Below are 23,932 nucleotides of genomic sequence, written 5' to 3'. Positions count from 1 at the left end.
ACAACACGTATCGTCTAGGTAAACACTCGGACTAAAAAGGCGATACGTGTGTAAGCATTCAAGGACAGGATGATTATATGCCTAGGGTTGATACACAAAAGCTGCAGATACCGAACAAGACCTACCGCTCTTGGCAGGATATGCTTGAGATCTTGGCCCAATTTGCTCGAGTACCCATCGCCTCGATCAACCGGTTGTCGGCCAACCAGCTAGAGGTGTATTGCGTCAACCATAATCCCAACAACCCCTATCGTGTCGGTACAGCACTTCCATTAAACGGTGAGCAGTTTTGTGAAACCGTACTAAAAAATGACAAGGTCTTCCGCATCAAGAATGCCCTGGAATCTTCGGATTGGCACAAGAAAAGCCCAGTGGTAAACCTAGGTATTCGCGCTTACCTCGGCATCCCTATTCATTGGCCTAATGGCAGTCCTTTTGGCACCCTTTCAATCCACGATGTGAAGCCTAATCAATTCAAGCCACAAGTATTAGAACTGCTGTCGGTATTTAAAGACTCTGTAGAAGCGCAGCTTACTGTTATCTATCAGAATCAAAAGTTACAACGCAACAATGAGGCACTGATGTCTCGTATCCACAACCGTACCGTTGAGCTTGCAAGCCTTAGCTATCAGTTAGACCAAGAGGCCTCTAGAAGAAAACAGCTTGAACGAGAGGTGCACTATCAACAATACCACGATATCGGCAGTGGTCTGTTAAACGCCAAAGCTTGGGAGCTTGAGAGTAACCGGTTGATCAACCAAACCGACCTATACAACCAAGAGATAGCGGTCTTCTATGTAGGCATAAGCAATGGTGCGAGGATACAAACAGAGCTCGGCGCGGAGGCGCTAGATAATGTCATCAAACAGCTCAAAGAGAAGCTAGGGCGTCTCGGTCATTTCAAACAGATCGTCGCCCGTCCCCACAGTTCAGATATCGCCTATACACTAGTAAACCCCATCTCTAACAGCCAGTATGATTCCACCATTCAAAGGGTGTTAGACACCACCTCACAAGAGTTCCAAGTGGGCGAAAACAGCCTTAGGCTTCAAGCCTATATTGGGGTGTCTGTCACCGAACCCCACGCGGGGCAGCGTAATCTAGGCGTGACGGTGCAAGCAAGACAGGCAATGCAAAGTGCGCAAGAGTCAGGCAAACGAATCTTGTTCTTCGATGAAGCGAGCATCGACAGTGGAACTCGCTTTAATCGTATGGAAAGCTACTTTATGGAGTCGTTGCGAGACCAGACCTTAAGTCTGCATTTTCAGCCACAGGTATCTGTGCACAGCGGGCTTTGGGAGAGCGCAACCACCAGCGTACATTGGGACCACCCTATTCTGGGCTCAGTCTCAGAGCTCTCTATCAATCAAATGTGCGATCAGCCCGATCTTGCCGATGCCATGTGTCAGTTTTTAGTGCATAAGGCGATGGAAACCGCAGTGAAGTGGCGCAAGCACAATCCTGATTTCCGCATTGCAATCAAGTTAAGTGCCAGTCAATTTGCCTCTAAACTGCTTCCTGAGATACTGCAAACCAATCTCAACCAGTTCAAGCTTCCAACAGACGCAATAGAACTAGAGATATCAGAAAAGAACCTAGTGGCCAACGAGGCAGCGCTAAGTTCTGCATTGGATGATCTTTCTAAGATGGGGATCACTCTAACCATGAGTGATTTTGGCCACGGCCACGCCTCGTTCAGTTACCTAAAACACAGTCCGTTCAAGCGTATCAAGATAGACAAGAGCTTTACCTACAACCTGCAACACAGCTCTGAAGATAGAGCCTTTCTATACTCACTAATGCAGATCATCGAAAAATTAAAGCTGGATCCTGTCTTAACTGGTATAGAAACTCAGGAGCAGGAACAGTGGTTGATGCAGTTCAATACTCCGTTTGCCGAGGGTGAAAAGTACCAATCACCGATTGATAGCAAAGAATTTGAACAAGCTCTGAGCAGGCAAGCCCTCTCCATACAAACTTATTCAGCAATTCGCTGAAAAAACAGTATTATTAGGGTCTAATGACTAAACAACCCAGCCAATGCTGGGTTTTTATCTTTTCATTCAATCGCATAAGAGTCTCGTATGGATCTGCTGATTTCCAAACTCAAGAAAATCGAAAAACAAAACTACCGCGCCTATCAACAAATCAAAGGCCAGTACGATTTTAAAGATTTCACCCTCCATATCGATCAGGTTCAAGGCGACCCATATGCATCACCATCAAGACTGAGAGTCGTTCGTCCTTGGTCTGTGACTGGATTGGATTTTCTTAAAGAAAAATCAGCACCCTACCAGATTGCCGCGCGCGATTTCATTGCTCGCAGCTTGGCTCAGTTTACTAAGCAAGATAACGACGTTTCTATCGCCACAACGGCTCAGATCGTGCTCGACAACACCGCAGTGCTATTTACTGAACAAGGCATCGAGCTTAGGTTTCGTGTAAACCTGCCAGCAGAAGGTCGCTCTGTGCTGGGCAAGAAGGCAATCAACTTGCTTACCTTCTATCTGCCAAAATCCATCCGCAAAGCCACCCTATGGCGCGAACTGCCACAGCAGGATTTCACCGAGCATTGTGAGGTAATCGAAGACCAAGACGCTCTTCGCTCTCAGCTTGAACAAAACGGTCTTATCAGCTTTGTTGCCAACGGCGCTATCCTGCCTCGACTTGCGGGTAACAGTGAGCTGCCGATGAAAGATGCTGTGCCGTTTGAAGCGCCTGAGTCAATGACGGTTACCCTAAACACACCAAACCGAGGTGACGTGTCAGGTCTTGGCATTAAGAAAGGCATTACCCTAATAGTCGGTGGTGGCTTTCACGGCAAATCTACCCTGCTAAACGCAGTAGAACTTGCTATCTACGACCATATCCCGGGTGATGGCCGTGAATACTGCGTTACTGATCCTATGAGCATGAAGATCCGAGCCGAAGATGGCCGCTGTATCCATAGCCTGAATATCGATAACTTTATTTCGCACCTGCCGATGGGACGCTCTACTACTGACTTCTCTACTCAAGATGCCTCAGGCTCCACCTCTCAAGCCGCATGGCTACAGGAGTCGCTGGAAGCAGGGGCATCAGCGTTATTAATTGATGAAGATACCTCAGCAACCAACTTTATGATTCGTGATGAGCGTATGCAGGCGCTGGTAAATAAATCTGATGAACCTATCACGCCACTTGTAGATCGCATCTCTGAGCTAAAAACCTCGGCTGGAGTGAGCAGCATCATTGTCATGGGCGGTTCAGGCGACTACTTTGATCACGCCGATCACGTTATCCAAATGCACGACTATCAAGCGCTGGATGTGACCGAAAAAACAAAGCAAGTAGTGGCCCAACACCCTACCGAGCGTAAAAGTGAAGGAGAAAAACCGTTTACTCATATCGCACCGCGCTCATTCAATAGAACCTGTGTACAAACTATTTTGGCTGAAGGTAAGTATCGAGTCACAGCAAAGGGCACCGACTCGCTACGACTTGGTAAAGAATTTATTGATATCACAGCCCTTGAACAGCTACAAACGCCAAACGAGATCAATGCCATAGGTTGGAGCCTTTTCCAGATCTCTCAACTGCCAGGTTGGAGTAAGGATCTTGGTCAAGAAATTGAGACCATCTTCAAAGATGCAAACTGGCATCAGAGCATGCCAAACAACGGCGACCTTGCAAAACCAAGAAAGCTAGACGCTCTGGCTACAATAAACCGCTTACGCAAAGCTCAGTTTAAACCCGCTCGATAAACCGTGAATAACAAGCGCCATCTAATCTAAGATTAGGTGGCGTTTTTCTACTGCCAAGATATAAATTAATTTTATATCTAGCTCCAAATTTTCAATTATCTTCTGCGTCAGTCAAGGGATATAGTTCATCTCAGTTAACCTATTCCCTAAGGCAGATAAAAATGAAAAAACAGTGGTGGCATGACGCGGTCGTCTATCAAATCTACCCTCGCAGCTTTTGTGATTCAAACAACGATGGCATCGGAGATCTAAACGGCATTCGCTCAAAGCTTGATTACCTTAAAGAGCTTGGTGTTGACGTACTGTGGCTCTCTCCTGTCTATCAATCTCCGATGGACGATAACGGTTATGACATTTCTAACTATCAAGATATTGCTCCCGAGTTTGGCAACCTAGAAGATATGCAGGCGCTTATTGCAGAGGCAAAACAGCGCAATATCAAGCTTGTAATGGATCTGGTGGTTAACCACACCTCGGATGAACACCCTTGGTTTATTGAAGCGAAGAAATCAAAAGATAACCCGTATCGCGATTTCTACATCTGGAAAGATGAGATCCCGAAAAAAGGCGATCACAACTATTTTGAATCTGTATTCGGTGGTCCTGCCTGGCACTGGGATGAAGAAGCAGGTCAATACTACTTCCACCTGTTCTCGAAAAAGCAGCCTGATCTGAACTGGGAAAACCCTAAGGTTCAACAAGAAGTGCACAAGATGATGAACTGGTGGATTGACCAAGGCATCGGTGGCTTCCGTCTGGATGTTATCGACCTTATCGGTAAGGAGATCGATAAAGGCATCTCTGGTAACGGCCCTCGCCTGCACCCGCTTATCCGACAGATGAACCAAGAGACCTTTGGTAAGCACGACCTTCTGACCGTTGGGGAGACCTGGGATGCAACCCCAGAGATTGCCAAGCTGTACAGCAATCCAGAGCGCAACGAGTTCTCTATGATCTTCCAGTTTGAGCACATCACACTCACTTGGAAGCATGGTGATAAGTGGAACCCAACCGACCTAGACCTAAAGAAGTTCAAGCAAGTATTGACTAAGTGGCAGGTAGAGCTGGCTGATGAGGGCTGGAACTCCCTATTCTGGAACAACCATGACTTGCCGCGTGTGGTCTCTAAATACGGTTGTGAAGGCAAATACAGGGTTCAGTCAGCCAAGATGTTGGCGACTACCATGCATTTTCTGAAAGGTACCCCTTACATCTATCAGGGCGAAGAGATTGGCATGACCAATGTGAAATTCGACACCCTAGATGACTACCGCGACATCGAAACCCTTAATTTCTATGACGTGAAAACCAGTGCTGGCGTGAGCCATGAGCACATGATGAATGCAATTCACACGAATAGTCGTGATAACTCGCGTACACCAATGCAATGGACTGGGGAAAAACATGCTGGGTTTACCGAGGGCAAACCTTGGATAAAGGTCAATCCAAACTACCCAGAGATAAACGTACAAAACGCTGTGGACGATAACGAGTCCATCTTCTATCACTATCAGCGCTTGATTGCTCTGCGTAAGCAATACCCTGTAATTGTGTATGGTGACTTCATCCCACTATTTGAAGAGAGTGATACCATCTTTGCTTATATCCGCCTGGATAATGATCACAAGATTTTGGTCATCAATAACTTCAGCGACCAAGTGCAAGAACTCCCTCTTCCACGACAGCTTCAAGGTGTATCTGGTGAACCCTTGGTCTTCAACTATAAGGCAGTAAGCGCCCTCGATACTCACCTAGAGCTCAAGCCTTATGAGTCCTTTGCAATAAAGCTTTAATTTAACTGAATCACAACAATGCCCCTTCGGGGGCATTTTTTAGTTGTTAAATAATTGTTTTATAAGATAGAGTTATTTCATAACCTAGCTAAGGACGGCATTATGAAAGGGATCATTTTTACCGAATTTTTAGAGATCGTCGAAGACAACTTTGGTCTTGAAGTACTGGATAAAGTGCTAGAACTGTCGAACGATCAGGGCATCTACACCAGCGTGGGCAGTTATGACCACAAAGACTTGGTCAAGCTTATCGTTAATCTAAGCAAAGTTACCGAAATCCCTGCCGACAAGCTCCAAGAAACCTTTGGTGAGGTGGTGTTTGTACAACTGCTTCGCTCACTGCCACCTGCTGCTAGCCTAAACAACAGTAACAACTGTTTCGAGTTTATCCGACACGTGGAAGAGTACATCCATGTTGAGGTGAAGAAGCTTTATCCAGATGCCGTGCCCCCTACCTTTGACTTTATCTCTGAGTCAGAAACAGAGATGGTGATGGATTATCGCAGTGCCCGCTGTATGTCCCACGTATGCTTTGGACTGATCAAGGGTTGCTCTAAACACTTCAATCAAGAAGTGGCGATTGAGATGAGCCCATTGAATGACAGCGGCAGTGAAGTAAGATTCAAACTCAATCTTGTAGCATAGATAGTGACAGGGTCACTCAATGAACCAAGAACCCACAGCTGCCGAAATACGTGCCCTACAACGCAAGTTAGCTCGCGAAACCGCCTCTAGGAAACAGGCTGAAGTACTTCTTGAGCAAAAGAGTCTCGAGCTTTACGAGTCCAGCCAAAAGCTTGAGTTGGCGGTCGCACAACTGGAAGAATCATCTGCGCAAAACCTAATAAAGCTAGAGTTTCAACAGCAGGTGGATGCCCTTCTTATCTATTTCGGTAAAACCTTCCTAAACCAACAACTCGATGATGTGTTGCTCGCCAAATACGTCAGTCGTATTAAAGAATGTGCGGTTATTGCTCACTGCTCCCTCAGTCTGCTCTCTGATTTAAACCTTGGGCTAAAAAAGAATAAGTTCGGCTGTGAGTGTATAGATACCAACAATGCTACTAAGCCCTCTTGGAGCGATAATACCTACTCTATTCCGCTAGTGGTTAATCGTAAGCGTATTGGAGTATTGAGTACGGGTATAGAACCCATTGACCAAGACCTAGAGTTCATTGAAAAGCCGCTGCAACTCATTGCTGATTTGCTTTGCGGCGCAGTGAATCGACAGCACATCATCTTAAGAAACATCGAATCTCGTAAGCGTGCTGAAGAATCAGAACGAGCCACCAGAGACTTTCTGGCCATGATAAACCATGAGCTAAGAACGCCTCTCAACGGTTTATTGGGAAGCTCAGAGCTCCTTCAGATGACACAGCTTAACAATCACCAACAAGAGCTGGTGAGTAACCTCAGTCAATCGGGTGAATTCTTACGGGTTATCATCAATGACCTTCTGGATTTCAGTAAGATCTCCGCCAATATGTTTACCCTGCTGCCGCGTAAATTTAAGCTCGAGGCATTAATCACAACCCTCAAGGGTATTTTCGAGACCCGGGCTCAAGAAAAGTCCCTTCAATTTCAGATAAAAACTGAGGCTGATTTTCCTGCTAGCGTAGAGGGTGACCTTGAGCGTATTACCCAGATCTTTGTAAACCTGATTGGTAACGCGATTAAGTTTACCGATCAAGGCAGTGTCACCCTTACCCTGAAGTGGCAAGCACAGAAGCTCGCCTTTCAGGTTGAAGATACTGGAATCGGTATCAGTGACGAGGCCCAAGAAAAGCTATTCCAACCCTTTATTCAAGCTCATGACTCCAGCGAACGAAATCATGAGGGAACAGGCCTGGGTCTCGCTATCTGTCAACAACTTGTGTCTTTGATGGGTGGCGATATCAATTTGGAGAGCGAACCAGGTGAAGGCACCACCTTTAGTGGCTTTATTCCTCTTCCTGACGTCAAAGCAGAAGATGCACCCGAGCTTCTGCCTGATAACACTAATCAGGCCGAGGAGTTCGCGCATCTGAGCGTGTTGGTTGTAGATGATATCAAGATGAATCAAATCATCATAAAAGAGATGCTGTCTAAGCTCTCCATCAAGCCAGATATCACCAATAACGGTATTGAAGCCCTAGAAGCGGCCAAGTCAAAAGAGTACGACATTATTTTAATGGACTGCCGCATGCCAGAAATGGACGGCTTTGAGGCGACCACCAAACTCCGCGAAAGAGCGTTTACAAAGCCCATCATCGCGCTTACCGCCAGCACGACCAAGACAGAGCGTGCGCTATGTTTCGACTGCGGTATGGATGATGTGCTTACCAAGCCTTATCGCGCCGCAGATTTGCTCCATCTACTGACCAAATGGTGCCATCCTTAAGCATATGTTGTTTTATATCGCTAACACTGCCACAATCAGCGCGCAATAAAACACAAGGCAATTACTATGAAATTACTGGTTCGCAATCTTGCGCGCACTACCACTGAGCACGAAGTACGTGTTCTATTTACTGAGCATGGCACTGTTAAGGCTTGTAATCTGGTTCTCGACCAAGAAACTGGACAGTCTAAAGGCTTCGCTTTTGTAGAGATGCCAAATCCAGAAGAAGCTCAGCAGGCGATAAAAGCCCTTCATGAATCTAAGGTCGCTAAGAGCAAGATTCGAGTTAAGGTAGCGAAAGACTGATTCCCCATTAAAGCCAGCAGACGCTGGCTTTCTCATTTCTAAAGACCCGTAATTCTCAGATTGATAATCACCCTTCTTCCTGTTTCCCGCACACAGAATCCCTCTCTCATTTTGAGAATCAATACTTAAGTCATTGATAAAAAAGTGCTTTAAAAGTTGGCACGCATACTGCAGTAGTCTCCGTGAGTTTTATCAAACCGCATGGAGCAAGATTATGGAACTTCGCAAATTTGAAACTAGCCACAACTGTCTAACCCTTTCAGTAATCGGTGACTTTGATGCGTCAAACAGCAAAACAATGCAACAGTGCATCGATGACCTACTAGCGAACGACAACCACCCTCAAATCGAGATGGATCTAAACCAAGTAGAGTTCCTAGATACCTCGGGCATAGGTGCAATCGTGTATCTGTACAAACGCCTAGTAGAGAGCAATCGTGACATGTGCATTCAAAACGCACACGGCCAGCCATTGAAAATGATGGAACTTCTTCGTATCGGTCAAGCAATACCGGTAAACAAAGAAGCTCAGTACGAATACGCACACTAAGCAATACCCTAACGCTCAAGGACGACGCATTATGTTTTCACTTAAATCAAGCTCAGCACTGCTACTAGCCATTACAGCCGTGGGTTGTAGCAGTTACCCGCCAGAGGGAAATGGCGGTTTGGGAGAATACACGGTGCTCAATGACTTCTCTCCTGTTATGCCAGATGAGCCACTAGGACCCGAGCACGGACTTCGTTTTGATTTTCATCTTGCGAAGCTCCAGCTTGACGCCCTGATCACCCAAGGCGCGGAATGGTGTTTTCCAGCCGCTGTCGTACAGGCTCAAACTAAAGAGAAGCGCATCGCCCGCGAGCTTGAAGCAGGTTTGCTATTAGACGCCGCAAACGACATCGTCATTCAGCGTAAGCAGCTTAGTAAACTAGAGCGACAGCTTGACTATGTAACAGCCGAAACCCGTTGCGAGCCACCACTAAATGATGCCGATTATCAACATCAAATGGCGATGATCGAGAAGATCTACAACCTACTGAATATTGATAACCAGTTCGCTAAGGCCTCTATTGAGATCAACCCTAAATACATGGGGCACCTTGCAGAGGCGGCCAACCTTTTGAAGCAGCACAAGAGTTTGAACCTGAGTGTTACTGGCCACGCCGACAAGGACGGCTCGGTGGAATACAACCAAGACCTCGCTATGGGCCGTGCTAAACAGGTTGAGCGTTACCTTACCATTTTTGGCCTATCGCCAAACCGCATCCAAACCCAAGCCGTTGGGGAAAGCCTTCCACTGTATCAAGGCGACTCAGAGGCTACCAAACTTACCAACCGCCGCGTGAGCATAGAAGTGATTTCGACAGGAGGTCAGCATGTTAACCGTTAAACACATCATCAAGGCCGTGATGCTAGGTATCCTGCTAACGACCTCTCACTTAGCGCTTGCAAAAGCAGTACAGATCGGCGATTTGGTTCAGGTAAATTTACCTGGTGAAGCATCACTAAATAAAGGTTTTCAGGTAGATAAAACAGGTCGTATCTCTCTTCCAGAAGTAGGACCTGTGTATGTGGCAGGCTTTGAAGAAGACCAACTAGAAAAAGTGGTAAAAGATGCCCTAAATACCGCTTACCGCGACCTGTCTAATGTGCGCATTTTCATCGCGCAAAAGCAGATCCTAGTTTCAATCCAAGGCTATGTGCGCTCACCAGGCGAGTACACATTGCCTCAAACTGCGACCGTACAGATGGCACTGTATGCGGCAGGTGGCCTTCGCCCTGGCGCACAACTAAATAAACTAAAACTGCGCCGCAACGGTAAGAGCCAAGAGTTTAACTACAAAGCATTTCTAGACTCAGGCAACGACGACAACCTTCCTAAACTTGAATCATTGGACTCGCTTTTTGTTCCTGCATCACCTCTAGTGGGTAACATCGAGCAAGAGTTTGATGCCTCAAAACTGGCAAATGCGGGTGACAGCGCAGATGCGCGTAAAGCGATTAAGGTGTTTGGTGAGGTTAACGCACCAGGTTCATTTAGCTACAAACCTGACACTGATCTAGTAGATATCCTAATGCGCTCAGGCGGCGTGACTCGCTACGCCAGTGTTGAGCAAATCCGCGTTATCTCAAATAACCAACCGACTCTTTTTAACCTTAAACGCTACCTTGACTCAGGGGATTCCAGCCTACTACCAAAACTGCAACCGGGCGCGACTATCTTCGTACCTAAGATGGAAGAGGAAATCAAAGCTGGCTCTAACATAGTGTATGTAATGGGTGAAGTTGCCTCTCCGGGTGCTTTCGAGGGTAAGAAAGGCGCGACCTTTATGGACATCCTTGCTAACGCCGGCGGCCCAACCCGTTTTGCTGAGTCTCGCCAGATCCGCATCATCAAAGCGAGCGGCCGTGTGTTTAAATTCGACCTTACTGCCTACACCGAAGGCATCAACAGTAAACGCCCTCCTCTAATTCAAGCCGGTGACGCTATCTTCGTACCAGAAAAAACCGACATGAACGAAAAATCATGGCTTAAGGTCTCTCCAGACAGAGCGGTAAGCGTTATCGGCGAGGTGGTTCGCCCAGGACGTATCGAGTGGTCTGACGAAATGGATCTGATGGATCTTCTAGCGCACGTAGGCGGCCCAACACTGCGTGCGGACACCACAACCATTGAAGTGGTGGATGGCGCAGGGACAAGAGAAGTCTTTGACCTTGATTCCTTTATCAAAAATGGCGCACGCAAATCAGAACTGCCACAGATCACCGCTGGCGCTATCGTACGTGTACACGACCTACCACAAGACCCATCAGATAATAAATCTCAGTGGGTACGCCAAAGCTCTGACGCTTCTATCTATGTATTCGGGCAGGTAAACGCTCCAGGTCGCTATCGCTTCACCAAAGAGATGCACTTCCTAGACATCCTGTCAGCAGCGGACGGCCCAACAAAAGACGCTGATATTCACAATATCCGCATTACTCATAGAGACAAAACTTACTCTATGGTGAGCAAGCTAAATCTAGCGCTTTACTTTGAAACCGGTGACGAATCACTACTGCCTCAGGTAACCACTGGCGATACCATCTATATCCCAGAGAAAGACAAGAACTGGCTAGACCGTCCTAAAGAGACCACAGTGCGCGTACTAGGTGCAGTGAACAGCCCAGGTCGCTATGTATTTGATGACAACATGACCATTCTTGATTTGCTAGCAGAAGCTGGCGGCCCAAGCGACCAAGCATTCCTAGAGAAAATCAGTGTGGTGAATCTATCAACCAGCCAAAGCCAGGCACGCACCTTTGACCTGATTGAATTTAGCAAGACCGCAAACTTTAGAAAACTGCCTATCATCCGCGCGGGCGATACCATCTATATTCCTCATCAGCGTGAAAGCTTTATGCAAAAAGCACGTGACGGCTTAGACGATGTATTAAAGATTGCCACCACTATCGTACTAATCGGAGCCCTGTAGCCATGACACGTTCAGAACAAATCTTTATACAACTGGAGATAAACAGCAGTCGCTGTGTGTGCCTAAGCTCAGTCTCAGCTCACTCTGGCGTTACTGAGATGGCGATGGCACTCACCGAGCGCTACATGCTGGCAGGTTTTCGAACCCTATTAGTAGACCTAAACCTTGATAACCCTGCCTTTGAATCCATCCATTTTAACAACCAAGGAGGAAAACTACTGATCAGCCATAAAGAAAGCCACCGCCTGTTCTCAGGTATGCCAGCACCCAGCAGTCGCGCAGATAAATTAATGCTACAAGACCCAGAGACCTTTAAACAATCACTGGCCTATTGGCTAGATGAGTATGACCGCGTAGTGATCGATGCCGGCACGGTAGACAACGGTCATATCTCAACATCCATGCTAAGTAGTCTGTGCTGCAATACGGTTTTAATGACTAATGGGGGTGAAGACACCAAAGAGGAAGTAGACCAAGCTGTCGAGACACTTACCAATGCTAACGCTAACTTGCTCGCCATCATACTCAATCAGCATCAAGAGTCATTGATTGGGAGCCAGTGGCTAAAGGTCATCTCAAGCTTCAAATTCCTACCCAAAGTTATTAAGCGCAAATTAGAGACTCGCATTTCATCTTTAAGTTTTTCTGCTGAGTCGGTTTAATTATCTTTTGTCGAATTTGCGTGAGGTAAAACGTTTCCGCGAGGTTAAAAAAATGATAAAACATAGATTAATGAATATGATAGAGCGAGATGAGGCACCAAAAGACTCATCTTCAAAGAGTAACAAGGAGCGTGCTCATATGTCGGATTCTTTAATCGATACCCAAGTCCTAGATCAGATGGTGGCAGACACCAGTGCCGAAGTGTTGCCCATGCTTATCGATGCCTTCTTAGAAGAGTCCGCTACGCGCATGTCGGAAATTGAATCGGCTCTAACCACCCAAGATGTCAAATTGCTCGAATTCGAATCTCATACTTTAGGTAGCACCGCCCTTGCCATGGGTGCGCGCAGTCTTGGCAATCTTTCCCGTGCGGTTGAAGCGCATTGCATTAATGGCCAGCTTGAACAAGCCTTTAGTAAAGGGGCAAATCTGCCACCGCTGCTTATTCAAACCAGAGACGCACTCGAAGAACACAAGAACTCGCTCTAATCAGAACCAAATTCGCGAATAAGATAAGGATGTTTTATGAGCCCAAGAGTTTTACTGGTAGAAGATTCCACCTCTCTGGCGATCCTCTACAAGCAGTATGTCAAGGACGAGCCCTACGACCTATTCCATGTTGAAACAGGTAAGGATGCCAAAGAGTTCATCAATAACTACAAGCCGCAGCTAGTTATTCTCGACCTCAAACTCCCAGATACCACAGGCGAAGAGATCCTTGATTGGATCATGGAGCGCCAATTCCAAACCTCGGTCATCATAGCCACAGCCCACGGCTCGGTGAATACTGCGGTTACCCTGCTTCAAAAAGGTGCTGAAGACTTTCTCGAAAAACCAATCCAAGCAGAGCGTCTTAAGACCTCCGTTAGATTGCACCTACAAAAAGCCAAGCTAGAAAAGCTGGTGGATAAACTCGAAACCGAGTTTGATCGCGCCAAATTCCACGGTTTTATTGGCTCTAGCTTGCCCATGCAGGCAGTCTACAAAACCATAGATTCCGTTGCGCCGACGACCGCAAGCGTGTTTGTATTAGGTGAGAGCGGTACCGGTAAAGAGGTATGTGCTGAAGCCATACACAAACAGAGCAAACGCGCCGATAAACCTTTTGTCGCCATCAACTGCGGTGCAATCCCTAAAGATCTAATGGAAAGCGAGATCTTTGGTCACGTCAAAGGCGCTTACACCGGAGCCACCAGCGACAGGAAAGGCGCAGCGGCGCAAGCCCATGGCGGTACCCTCTTTTTGGATGAGCTGTGCGAAATGGATCTCGAGATGCAAAAGAAACTTTTGAGGTTCCTGCAACTCGGTACCTTCACCCCCTTAGGCGGTTCAAAAGAGTCTAAAGTGGACGTGCGTATCATCTGCGCGACCAACCGTGACCCACTGCAAGAGGTGGCCGAGGGAAGATTTCGTGAAGACCTTTACTACCGCGTGCACGTCATTCCAATCGACATGCCTGCTCTTCGCGAGCGCGGTAAGGATATCACCATACTGGCCAGTCATTTCCTTCGTCAGTATTCTAGGCAGGATGGAAAACGCTTTACCAAACTGAGTGCTGAGGTTGAACGCCTATTTCAAGGCTATGAATGGCCGGGTAATGTTAGACAATTACAGAATGTGATGCGCAATATCGTCGTGCTTAACGATGATACCGAGGTGAAGCTAGAATACCTGCCATCGCCACTAAACAAACTGGTTAACAAAGGTTCAACTGAGCCTACTGCCGCACCGACCGAAGTGACCGTTAATATTGAGCCTGCAGTGGCTCCGGTGCCGGTAGAGCAAGACGTTCCTGCCACTACTGAACAAGTACCAGAGCCTATTGCTGCCGAACCAGAAGAGATAGAGATTAAACCTATGTGGCTTGTTGAACGAGAAACCATACAGCAGGCTATCAAGCACTGCGATGGTAACGTACTAAATGCCGCAGTCCTTTTAGATCTTAGCCCCGCCACCATCTATCGCAAAAAGCAACAGTGGGAAGCTCAGGCTAAAGAGCAATGAGTAAGTCAGTATGGCTTTTGGTTGATAGCCTCACCTTTGGCGGTATAGAAACCCATATTGTTGAACTCGCGCAGGGGCTCAAAAGTATTGACGTCCCTGTGCGGGTCGTGCTTGTGAAACGCTATTCATCGCCAGCGGAAATCATTACCCGCCTTGAGTGCAACAGTATCGAATACCACTACGTAGAAGAGCTTGGAACGAGCCTGAGAGACGCCGTTAAAACCCACTCTCCGACAGTAGTTCATAGCCATGGCTATAAAGCCAATATCCTGGCAAAGCTAAGTTTACCGTTTTCAGGGGTCAAACTGGTGAGCACCTTTCATGCCGGAGAGACACCTGCAGGAAGGGTTAGACTCTACGATATGCTAGACAGGTATACCGCCTTTCTTGCCAACACCAACCTGTGCGTCAGCGACAAGATCCAAGCTAAGATTCCTTTTAAATCAGAAGTTATCAAAAATTTTATTCAGATGCCTGAACCTACGAGTCACACGGCTGACAAACACTTCGGGTTTGTAGGTAGGCTAAGCCCAGAGAAAGGCCCTGATAGATTTATCGAGCTTGCAGTTCAGTGTCCACAATATGCTTTTCATCTATACGGCGATGGCCCTTTGCGAAACGAACTCGAGCAAGCGGCTCCCAAGAATGTTGTTTTCGAGGGTTTTCAAACGGATATGGGTAGCGTCTATCCAAGACTGGAGCTGTTACTTATCACCTCACGCTATGAGGGTCTGCCTATGACAGCACTCGAGGCAATGGCGCGAGGCGTCCCTGTTGCTAGCCTTGATGTAGGGGATATCAGTAAATTAGTGAAGCACAACCAAAATGGCTTTGTTGTCTCAGATGTAGAAGCGCTCGCAAACTGTCTCTCAAGTTGGGACTCTCTTTCAGATAGCGAAAAGCAAAAGATACAGACGGCAGCTCAAGATACTATTGAGAAAGAATTCTCGGTAACTGCAGTTATCCCTGAACTTCTTGGATACTACCACCTAAAACTCGATTCTCAATTTGAGAATCAGTCTAACTAGTCCCCTCTCCTAAATTCAGACAATCGCTCTTAGCGCCCGTCCTATAAGGGCTTTCACACTTTGGCACTCCCCTTGCAGTTATGACTTCAGCAAAGGAGTGTGCAATGAAAAATATTCTGTTCGTACATTATGGAGACAACTGGATCCGAGGAAGCGAGGTCTGTCTTCTCAATTTAGTAAAGAGTCTCAGTAACGAGTTTAATCCATTCATCTGGACCAACAACACCGCCCTGTACAGCGAGTGTAATCATTTAAGCATTCCCGCTCGCTTTTACTCTTTTTCTATTGCCTTCAGTTGGCAGGAGAAACAGTTTAAACCTCTCACTTGGTACGAACAGCTTCAGCATGCATTAACCCTCATTGATGAAAAGCAGATCGACTGCATCCACATCAACAGCGCCGCGCCCTGCCAATGGGTAACCCTAGCAGCAAGGATCAAGGGCATTCCTCACCTCTGCCAGTTACATTGTCACTACAATCTGCACGACCGACTCTCTCTAGGTCTCAATTTGGTGCCTAATCTCGTCACCGTGAGTAAGGCTGTATCCATTGGCTTAAACCAAGATGGTTACCCAAAAGAGAATCTAAACGTTATCTATAACGGAGTGCCCGAAACGACCGCCTCCAAGCTTAACCTGAAACAGATTCTAGGGATCCCAAACGATGCAAAGGTTCTTATCAGCGTGGGTTCTCTGATACACCGAAAAGGCTTTGACCGCATCATTGAAGCACTTTCTAAATTTGAAGAAAACTGCCATCTAGTCATCATTGGCGAAGGGCCAGAACGAGCCAAACTCAAAGGTTTAACTGTCCGTCTTGACGTAGCACAGCAGGTTCACTTTGTTGGAGAGGTTAACAACGTCAGCGACTATCTAGCTGAAGCGGACCTTTTTATTAGTGGCGCTCGAAGTGAAGCATTCGGTCTCGTTCTGGTAGAAGCATTTTGGCAACACCTTCCAGTCATAGCTTCCAATGTCGGTGGTATTCCGGAGGTCGTCGAGCATGGCATCAGTGGCCTCTTGTTTGAGAACGAGCAAGAGTTGGTTGAATGTGTCGATAAAGCCCTGAGCAATCGAGCACTTTATCAAGATCTCGCCAAACAAGGGTACCAACGTGCTGAGCAGCGCTTCTCCATTCAAGCCAACACAAAGGCTTTAGAAGAGCAATACCACACCATCATGCGCAGCCAATCTAAACCCTCTTGGCTGTCGCTAATGTCACCTCTGAAAACCTTAGTTAGCACCCGAGTCCTGAAAGGAGGCAGTTATGAAGCTCGCTAGATACGTTTTGCTGTTTGACCCTATACCCTTTCACGGCGGCTCAAAGGTTGCGACCACGGCGGCGCTAAATCTTGTTTCTAACCAACTGCCCATTGAGGTTCTTTCTTCTCATTTAAATAGCTGGCAAGACCTCAATTGCCAAGACTCAGCAATGCTGAGAACTCCAGAGTTGCTGCTAGCCCAGACGAAAGGGTTGGGATACTGGTTTAAACAGCTCTATTTTTGCATGGCAATTGGCTGGCTAATGTTTAGATTACTGTTGGTTCGCGCCTCTATTCCGAGCCAAATCGTGGTTGCAAGCGGGCCTGGTGTGGATCTGGCTGCCTACCTAGTGGCGCACCTGTTTAATATTAAGCTCATCCAGATTATCCACGGTCCAATAGCTAAATCCAGATCTAGTCATTGGTGCCTAAATCAAGGACATACCACTTTCTACTTGCCCTCTGCTAAAGCCAGTATTCAGTTCTGCCTTGATGCTGAAGTGCTTAAACAAAACTTTGTTCCTTTCATCAATGGTCTATCGAAATGGCCTAAGCCTCAGATAGAAAACAGTCTACCAATAAGCGTATTCTGGGCCGCATCTCTCTTAAAGTGGAAAGGGCTGGACCTTCTTACTGAGGCAATGCAAACACAAGGCCTGAACCATTGTTTACACGCCAACGTCTGCTATATCAAACCTCAGCAAACCAAAGCAGAGCAATGCCAGATCGATCGCGACATCAAACATATTCATTGGCATGAGAACCCACAAGATCTGGACCAGATCCGTGCCACCAGTCATGTATATGTCTCCACCAGCGTCAATGAGCCCTTTGGCTTATCAACCCTAGAAGCCCTAGCCTGCGGTCTTATCGTGGTGATTCCGCGGGATGGTGCCTATTGGGATCGCATATTGGTCGAGGGGCAGCACTGCCTGAAATACGAGCCGAACAATGCACAAAGCCTACATTCAGTTTTGAGAATGGTCCTACACCGTAAAGAGTGTTTCTGGCATTTAGGCATGAGTGGACAGGCCATTGCTAGGCAATATACAGCGGAAAAAGCCTATCAAGAGATAGCTCAATCTCTATTGGCATCACAACCCATTGCTAGTCTTGCTAAACAGGATTAACACCATGAAAGAGAACCCCAAGTTTCAAATGGCCGCATTTGCGCTCTCCATTGCCCTTAGCAAGGGATTGTCTCTTATCATGCTGCCAATCTTCACCCGGTTTTTAACCCCTGCTGAAATGGGTGAACTTGAGCTAGTTGCTACCACTATGGCAGTGCTTGGCATCCTTATCTCGTTCGCACTGCATGAGGCGCTTTATCGATTCGCCACCAAAAACGGCTTAACGCGCGCAAACCAAATCTTCACCCTCACCTTTGGTCTATCCCTTATTTGCTCGATTGTTGCTCTTGCTTTAGTGACAGGTGTCGGAGAAGGTCAACTTATCTCTCAATCTAGCCTCTATATCTTGGCTATTTCGCTGTCTATCGAGAGCCCCCTTGCTATCTGTATGGTGTGGCTTCGCATGCAAAATAAGACCCTTGCCTTTATCAAGATCAGCCTCGGTATCGCTCTGGTTCAGGCGCTATGTGTACTACTGGCTCTTAACCTTGGCTATGGCGTTCAGGGCGTATTGCTATCGGCGTTTATGGCACATTTAGTTCAGCTTATGTGCTCGTTATACAGCTCAAAGTTAAAGATTACCCGCCCAAGTAAACGCTTAGTTAAGGTTTCACTAAAATACTGCTTGCCCCTGATGCTCTCTGGCTTGGTGGCTTTTGGGCTTAATGGCTCCGAGCGCTGGATCATTGCCAGCAACACCTCCCTTGAGGTGCTAGGGCAATATGCAATCGCGGCTAAGTTTGCGCTGGCCATGTGCTTTCTTATTCAGCCCTTTGGCATGTGGTGGATGCCAAAGCGGATCAAGCTTGCAAAAGAACACCCTGAACAGGCGGCGAGTTATACAGAAATGGGTATCACCCTAGTTGGGATGCTTACGATGTGTGTACTGTGCTTCGGACAACTGTTTATCCAATACGCTTTACCAGAGGTTTATAACCCTAGTGCACTACTGCTTGTAGGTACCCTTCTCATGGCCCTTGGTAAAGAATGGGGGGAGCTTTTAAACCTTGGCAGCCTAGTTAAAGGGCGCACCTTACCGCTATTTTGGATCAACCTTGGCGTTGTTATCCTAGCGCTAAGCTCCCTGTTTATGCATCAAGAGCTGTCCATCTGGACAATTATGCTTACTCTAGGTCTGGCTCAATTGGGCCGCGCCTTAACCATTTGCTTCATTTCTCAGCGTGCTTACTCACTACCCTTTAGCCTGTCAAGACTCTCTACTGCAATGGTCCTTCCGATAGTTGGACTGCTTCTTGCTTATAAAGGTATTACCCCTTGGTTGATCTTGCTGGCGCTTGCTTTGCAACTCACTCTTGGGAGAGCCCTAGTGCAAAGACAAGGAGTGTCGGCATAATGCCTTATCTAGCCCTGATCTATATCGCAGTCATAACCGGAGCCTGGGTTCTTATCCCACATCCGGCCGTAGGAGTGGCCTTGGCGCTTCTACCTATTGCGATATTGGGCGTGGTAAGAAACCTGTTCTGGCTCATCCTGCTATTTGTCATATTCAGCTTTTTTAGGATCCATGAGGTAGTGCCAGCCTTAATGCCGTTCAAGTTGCCACTGCTGCTCTCTCTCGGCGCTCTTGCTTCCATTGGATGGCACCTAGTGATAAGCAGGAAGCTGAAGCTCTACTGGCATCATAGTCTCAACTGGCTGGTCCTGTTCTGGGTTCTAGTGACTTTAGGCATCATCTTCGCCTCTAATCGAGATATCGCTTGGAGTAACTTCTCTGGTATCTATTGGAAGATAATGGTGATGACGCTTGCCATTCTGTGGGTGGTCAATGATAAGGAGCAACTCACAAAGGCGTGCTGGGCCATCATACTCGCAGGCGGACTCGTGGCGATGGTCGCCAATTATAACGCGGCAATGGGCATTGGGTTGGTTGAAGGAAGTCGCGTGACCATAGGCCGTCAAATTGGCTCTATGCTTGGCGATCCTAACGACCTAGCGCTTGTGCTGCTGTTCCCGTTTGCCTTTTCCCTATCTATTTCCTTGAATACTAAGCTCACGGGCTTTGCTCGTTTCATTTCAATTGTGGTGGTGGTGTGCCTATTTACCGCCATCATAGCCACACAGAGTCGAGGTGGGTTATTGGGAATGCTCAGCGTATGCGCCGTGTTTGGCTACCGAATGATCCGCTCTAAGGTTCTATTCTTCTCGCTGGGGGCTGTAGGTGCTCTGGTTTTGTATGTGGTTGCGGGGATTGGCTCTCGAGCATCAGGGGGCGCAGCCGAAGCAGGTATAGATGCTTCTGCAATGGGACGTCTATATGCGTGGGAAGCTGCCGCCAAAATGGCAGTAGATAACCCCTTCACTGGTGTGGGGCTAAACAACTTTTATGTAAATTACTTCTTCTACAGCTCTCACTGGGATGGTTTGAATCATGCGGTGCACAGCACCTGGTTCGGAGTACTCGCTGAGACAGGTTTTCTTGGCCTTCTTGTATTTATCATTTTGATCATCAGTTTGATACGCACCGCTCACAATAGTCTTCAACAAATATCAAACTGCGAATCACCCTATCTGTACAGCGCCTCAGGTGCGGTCTACGCTGGCATGATAGGCACTGTCGTTTCAGGCACCTTCCTAACCCAAGGCTTCGTATGGCCTATTTATATCCTGGCTGCGCTCATCATTGCCATCTCGCGCATTGTACAAATCGATTCTCAGAATGAGAAACAACAACAGGTTACCGTCCAAACCACTCAATAAAAACTGGCACGCTTTATGTAACACCCTTGGTAGGAAACAAGAAATATCAAGGACGACGAATGACTCTTTTCACTCAACATCAGCTTAAGACTTGGCTAAAACAAGGCGACAGTCCCATGAAGCGCCGTCTGTTTAATCTGGTTAAATCGATGAGAACCGCAGACCTGCCTCTACCTATACTGTATTGCAAGGCAGTGCGCATAGGATATCAAACCCTGAGCTCGGCAATGACCTTCTTCACACAAGCACTGGTCTACACACCCGCATTCAAAGGTCGCTGCAACCGTGTAGGCAAACAATTCCTTCTTTATACCGGAACACCTTTTGTTTCCGGCCCACTAAATATAGAGATTGGGCACAACTGCCGTATATCCGGACAAACCACCTTTTCAGCCAGTAGCCACTATCCAGAGCCTCTGCTTTTTATTGGTAACAATGTCGGCATCGGTTGGCAGGTAACCATCGCTGTCAGCAGTCGGGTCATTATTGAAGATAACGTGCGTATTGCCGGTGGATGTAACCTGTTTGGATATTCAGGTCATCCCATCGATGCAAACGCGCGCGCACGAGGTATGCCTGACACCCTAAACCAAACCGGAGAGATCCATCTAAAGAAAGACGCCTGGCTTGGAAGTAATGTCATAGTTAAATCCGGTGTGACTATAGGAAAAGGCGCAGTCATCGCCGCTGGCAGTGTAGTCACCAAGGATATCCCTGATTACGTTATTGCAGCGGGTAACCCAGCGAAGGTCATCAAGGATATCTCAGGTGACCAAAAGGAGGTTCAAGATGCGTGATCTTATCGTATTTGGTGAAGACTTCGGTGGTCTTCCCTCGAGCACTCAACATCTGATTACTCACTTAAATAGTGAGCGCAAGATCCTATGGGTCAATTCTATCGGACTGCGTAAACCAAAACTGTCACTAAAAGATGCCCGCCGTGCTTTGAACAAACTTCTTCCTTCAGCCACTTCAAGTATTACAAGTCATGTACCTAGCCACATCAAGGTGGTCAATATTAAGACCATACCTGCGCCAAGCGGCAGTGCAGAGCGTGTCTTGGCTAAATGGTTAATGAAGCGACAACTTCAAAGTCTTATTGAGCGACACCAGCTTAAAAACCCAATCCTTTGGTCATCACTGCCTACTACTGCAGACCTATGCGGTGAGTTAAACGAGTCGGCCAACGTTTACTACTGTGGCGATGACTTCTCAGCCCTTGCAGGTGTAGACCACAAAACGGTAGCAAAGCATGAACAAAAGTTAGCCCAAAAAGCCAATCTAGTACTCACCGCCAGCGAAGTACTACGCACTCGATTCACCAAAGAAAAAACCCAGCTATTAAAGCATGGCGTTTCCTTTGAACTGTTTAATACCAAGGTAAAGCCCGCTGCCGATCTTCCAAGCTCTAAACCTGTAGTTGGATTCTACGGAAGTTTGTCTGAGTGGCTTGATTACGAGCTTATCAACACAGTTGCCGAGTATATGCCCAACTGGGATTTCGTCTTTATTGGCAAAAATGAGCTATCTGATAATCCGTTTAAAGAGTTAGATAATATTCACCTACTTGGCCCCAAACCTCACCATGAATTACCTAGCTATGTACAAAACTGGAGAGCAAGCTGGCTTCCCTTTAAAAACAACGAACAGATACAAGCCTGTAACCCTCTGAAATTATTAGAGTATATAACTGCCGGTACACCGATTATCACTTCAAGCTATCCAGCTGTTGATATATACAGTAGTGAGTTAAACATCTACCAAAGCGCAGAACAAATCGTTGAGTGGCTACAAAGTCCTAGCCAACTGACTGCACCAAACCCTGAGATTGCCAGAGCGCACAGTTGGGAGAACAAATCTCATTACCTAGACACCTTGTTGGAGGCACTATGAGTGAACTAAAGCAAAGATTCTTGCTTATCTTCTTGGCAGCCTGGCGTCGCAGATGGGTGATTGTTGTGCCTATCTTGGTATTGCCATTTGTAGCTCTTGGCGTCTCTAAGTTAGCACCGCTCTCTTACACCGCGCACACTAGCATGCTTATCCAAGAAACCGCTAAGATGAATCCATTTCTGCAAGACATAGCGGTATCCGCGATGCTTAATGAGCGTCTAAATGCGGTGCAGACTCTATTAAAAAGCCGCCACATCCTGCAAAAAGTTGCCTTGGAACAAGGGTTAATCAACGAAAACACGACGGAAGCGGAAAAAGAGCGAGTCATCCAAAATATTGCCGCGCACCTTAGGGTCAATCAGATGGGTAAGGATCTTCTAAAGATCCAATACACCTCATCCAATCCTGAGGGAATGAAGGAGATGCTTGAGTCCATTACCACCCATTTTATCGAACAGCTTCTAGCTCCAGAGCGCTCTTCTATCCGTGATTCAAGTCAGTTTCTAAAAAAGCATATTGACCAACGATTTGCCCAACTTCAGCAATCAGAGCAAGCTCTGGCCGACTATACCAATCAGCACTCAGCGCTTACCCCTGAGCTTCAATCGCAAACCTACTCGCGTATCGCTTCTTTAAAGCAAACCCTTGCCGAAAAAGAAGCGGAACTGGTGGGTGTGAGCAAAAGTTTAGGTAGCTTAGATCAACAACTGTCCAAGACCAATCCTGTGATTGGCCGCATAGAAGAGAGGATCATTGAGAACCGCAGTGAGCTTACGCTGCTTCGCGCCAAGTACACAGATAACCACAGTGCGGTGCAAGCTAAGCAGCGAGAACTAGATCGCTTAGAGGAAGAGCGCACCCTGCTTTTGAGTTCCGACACGCCTACCCTAAACAGCGATCAATTGTGGGATATGGCCAGCAGTCAAAAGCTGCAGATTTCTGGCTCGGTACAGCCCCTCCTTATGTCTCAATTGCAGAGTCTACAAGAAGTTCGCGGCCGCTATGAGTCTTTAAAAGAAGAAACCGCTACTCTCCGAACCATGATTGAAAAGCAAGAGAAAGTAGCAGAAGGATTTGGTGATAAAGTTAAACAGATCCACAGATTAAAGCGCGATGTAGAACTTAAACAGCAGCTATATGAAGAACTGGTACAGCGTTACGAAATGGCTCAACTGACCGGCTCGCTGGGTGAATTTGAAGAGTCTAAGCGCGTTAAAATTATCGATAGGCCCTATACTCCGAGCAGACCATCAAACCTCCCTTCGATAATATTCGTTATTGCTGGAGTATTTGCGGGAATTGGACTTGGAATTGGGCTGGCTATATTAATGGAGCTATTTGATTCCACCGTACGCAATCCAAGAGATATTAAAGCACCGCCAAAGGTGCTGGTCCTCACTCAAACTTACTAAAGTTAAAACACCCAGCCAATACAAAACTCCCAGCCAAGCGCTGGGAGTTTTGTCTCTATTGATTCTCAATTTGTCGTTTTCAAATTCAAAATGAGAAAAAATCAGCCAAAATCCAATCATTTAG

At 47.0% G+C, this 23,932-nt stretch carries 20 protein-coding genes; all 20 read left to right on the top strand.

Annotated features, from left to right (window positions below; genetic code table 11):
* The first annotated feature begins 77 nt into the window (after positions 1-77).
* The 20 genes from Pcarn_RS20410 to Pcarn_RS20315 all read left to right on the top strand — a co-directional run bounded on the left by Pcarn_RS20410 (position 78) and on the right by Pcarn_RS20315 (position 23,808).
* Entirely contained in the window at positions 78-1,997 is a 1,920-nt protein-coding gene (locus tag Pcarn_RS20410) for a sensor domain-containing diguanylate cyclase (RefSeq protein WP_261836161.1), read from the top strand.
* A gap of 87 nt (positions 1,998-2,084) precedes the next feature.
* Positions 2,085-3,743, top strand: a complete 1,659-nt coding sequence (locus Pcarn_RS20405) for an ABC-ATPase domain-containing protein (protein ID WP_261836160.1) — start codon at positions 2,085-2,087, stop codon at positions 3,741-3,743.
* Between the two features lie 161 nt (positions 3,744-3,904).
* Positions 3,905-5,536 (top strand): glycoside hydrolase family 13 protein, encoded by a 1,632-nt coding sequence (locus Pcarn_RS20400; RefSeq protein WP_261836159.1) that lies wholly within the window; start codon positions 3,905-3,907, stop codon positions 5,534-5,536.
* 102 nt (positions 5,537-5,638) lie between these two features.
* The gene (locus Pcarn_RS20395; RefSeq protein ID WP_261836158.1) at positions 5,639-6,181 is read left to right on the top strand and encodes a heme NO-binding domain-containing protein; all 543 of its coding nucleotides are present in this window, start codon (positions 5,639-5,641) and stop codon (positions 6,179-6,181) included.
* A gap of 19 nt (positions 6,182-6,200) precedes the next feature.
* Positions 6,201-7,916, top strand: coding sequence for an ATP-binding protein (locus Pcarn_RS20390; RefSeq protein WP_261836157.1), 1,716 nt, complete (start codon positions 6,201-6,203; stop codon positions 7,914-7,916).
* A gap of 66 nt (positions 7,917-7,982) precedes the next feature.
* Positions 7,983-8,222 (top strand): RNA recognition motif domain-containing protein, encoded by a 240-nt coding sequence (locus Pcarn_RS20385; protein ID WP_261836156.1) that lies wholly within the window; start codon positions 7,983-7,985, stop codon positions 8,220-8,222.
* Between the two features lie 214 nt (positions 8,223-8,436).
* Positions 8,437-8,772 (top strand): STAS domain-containing protein, encoded by a 336-nt coding sequence (locus Pcarn_RS20380; RefSeq protein ID WP_261836155.1) that lies wholly within the window; start codon positions 8,437-8,439, stop codon positions 8,770-8,772.
* A gap of 31 nt (positions 8,773-8,803) precedes the next feature.
* Positions 8,804-9,613 (top strand): OmpA family protein, encoded by an 810-nt coding sequence (locus Pcarn_RS20375; RefSeq protein ID WP_261836154.1) that lies wholly within the window; start codon positions 8,804-8,806, stop codon positions 9,611-9,613.
* Between the two features lie 19 nt (positions 9,614-9,632).
* Positions 9,633-11,699 carry an SLBB domain-containing protein gene (locus Pcarn_RS20370; RefSeq protein ID WP_261837327.1) on the top strand — a complete coding sequence of 689 codons (2,067 nt, stop codon included), beginning with the start codon at positions 9,633-9,635 and terminating at the stop codon, positions 11,697-11,699.
* A gap of 2 nt (positions 11,700-11,701) precedes the next feature.
* Positions 11,702-12,361 (top strand): P-loop NTPase family protein, encoded by a 660-nt coding sequence (locus tag Pcarn_RS20365; RefSeq protein WP_261836153.1) that lies wholly within the window; start codon positions 11,702-11,704, stop codon positions 12,359-12,361.
* Positions 12,362-12,500: 139 nt separating this feature from the next.
* Positions 12,501-12,851: an Hpt domain-containing protein gene (locus Pcarn_RS20360; protein WP_261836152.1), complete on the top strand. Its 351-nt coding sequence runs from the start codon at positions 12,501-12,503 to the stop codon at positions 12,849-12,851.
* A gap of 36 nt (positions 12,852-12,887) precedes the next feature.
* Positions 12,888-14,366, top strand: coding sequence for a sigma-54-dependent transcriptional regulator (locus Pcarn_RS20355; RefSeq protein ID WP_261836151.1), 1,479 nt, complete (start codon positions 12,888-12,890; stop codon positions 14,364-14,366).
* Complete coding sequence (locus Pcarn_RS20350; protein WP_261836150.1) at positions 14,363-15,394, top strand: glycosyltransferase family 4 protein; 1,032 nt, start codon at positions 14,363-14,365, stop codon at positions 15,392-15,394. Before Pcarn_RS20355 ends, Pcarn_RS20350 begins: the two co-directional genes overlap by 4 nt.
* 104 nt (positions 15,395-15,498) lie before the next feature.
* Positions 15,499-16,674: a glycosyltransferase family 4 protein gene (locus tag Pcarn_RS20345; RefSeq protein WP_261836149.1), complete on the top strand. Its 1,176-nt coding sequence runs from the start codon at positions 15,499-15,501 to the stop codon at positions 16,672-16,674.
* The gene (locus Pcarn_RS20340) at positions 16,661-17,785 is read left to right on the top strand and encodes a glycosyltransferase family 4 protein (protein WP_261836148.1); all 1,125 of its coding nucleotides are present in this window, start codon (positions 16,661-16,663) and stop codon (positions 17,783-17,785) included. The genes Pcarn_RS20345 and Pcarn_RS20340 overlap by 14 nt, the downstream gene beginning before the upstream one ends.
* Positions 17,786-17,789: 4 nt before the next feature.
* Positions 17,790-19,139, top strand: a complete 1,350-nt coding sequence (locus Pcarn_RS20335) for a lipopolysaccharide biosynthesis protein (protein ID WP_261836147.1) — start codon at positions 17,790-17,792, stop codon at positions 19,137-19,139.
* Positions 19,139-20,503, top strand: coding sequence for an O-antigen ligase family protein (locus Pcarn_RS20330; RefSeq protein ID WP_261836146.1), 1,365 nt, complete (start codon positions 19,139-19,141; stop codon positions 20,501-20,503). Before Pcarn_RS20335 ends, Pcarn_RS20330 begins: the two co-directional genes overlap by 1 nt.
* 59 nt (positions 20,504-20,562) lie before the next feature.
* Complete coding sequence (locus tag Pcarn_RS20325; RefSeq protein WP_261836145.1) at positions 20,563-21,300, top strand: acyltransferase; 738 nt, start codon at positions 20,563-20,565, stop codon at positions 21,298-21,300.
* A complete protein-coding gene (locus Pcarn_RS20320; protein WP_261836144.1) occupies positions 21,293-22,396 on the top strand; it encodes a glycosyltransferase in 1,104 nt (367 codons plus the stop codon). Before Pcarn_RS20325 ends, Pcarn_RS20320 begins: the two co-directional genes overlap by 8 nt.
* Positions 22,393-23,808 carry a GumC family protein gene (locus tag Pcarn_RS20315; RefSeq protein ID WP_261836143.1) on the top strand — a complete coding sequence of 472 codons (1,416 nt, stop codon included), beginning with the start codon at positions 22,393-22,395 and terminating at the stop codon, positions 23,806-23,808. Before Pcarn_RS20320 ends, Pcarn_RS20315 begins: the two co-directional genes overlap by 4 nt.
* Positions 23,809-23,932 lie beyond the last annotated feature (124 nt).

The sequence above is a fragment of the Vibrio ishigakensis genome (assembly GCF_024347675.1).
In the GTDB taxonomy this organism is placed as follows: domain Bacteria; phylum Pseudomonadota; class Gammaproteobacteria; order Enterobacterales; family Vibrionaceae; genus Vibrio; species Vibrio ishigakensis.
The sequence above is the reverse complement of the archived record's forward strand: the minus strand, read 5'-3'. Positions and strand labels throughout refer to the sequence as shown.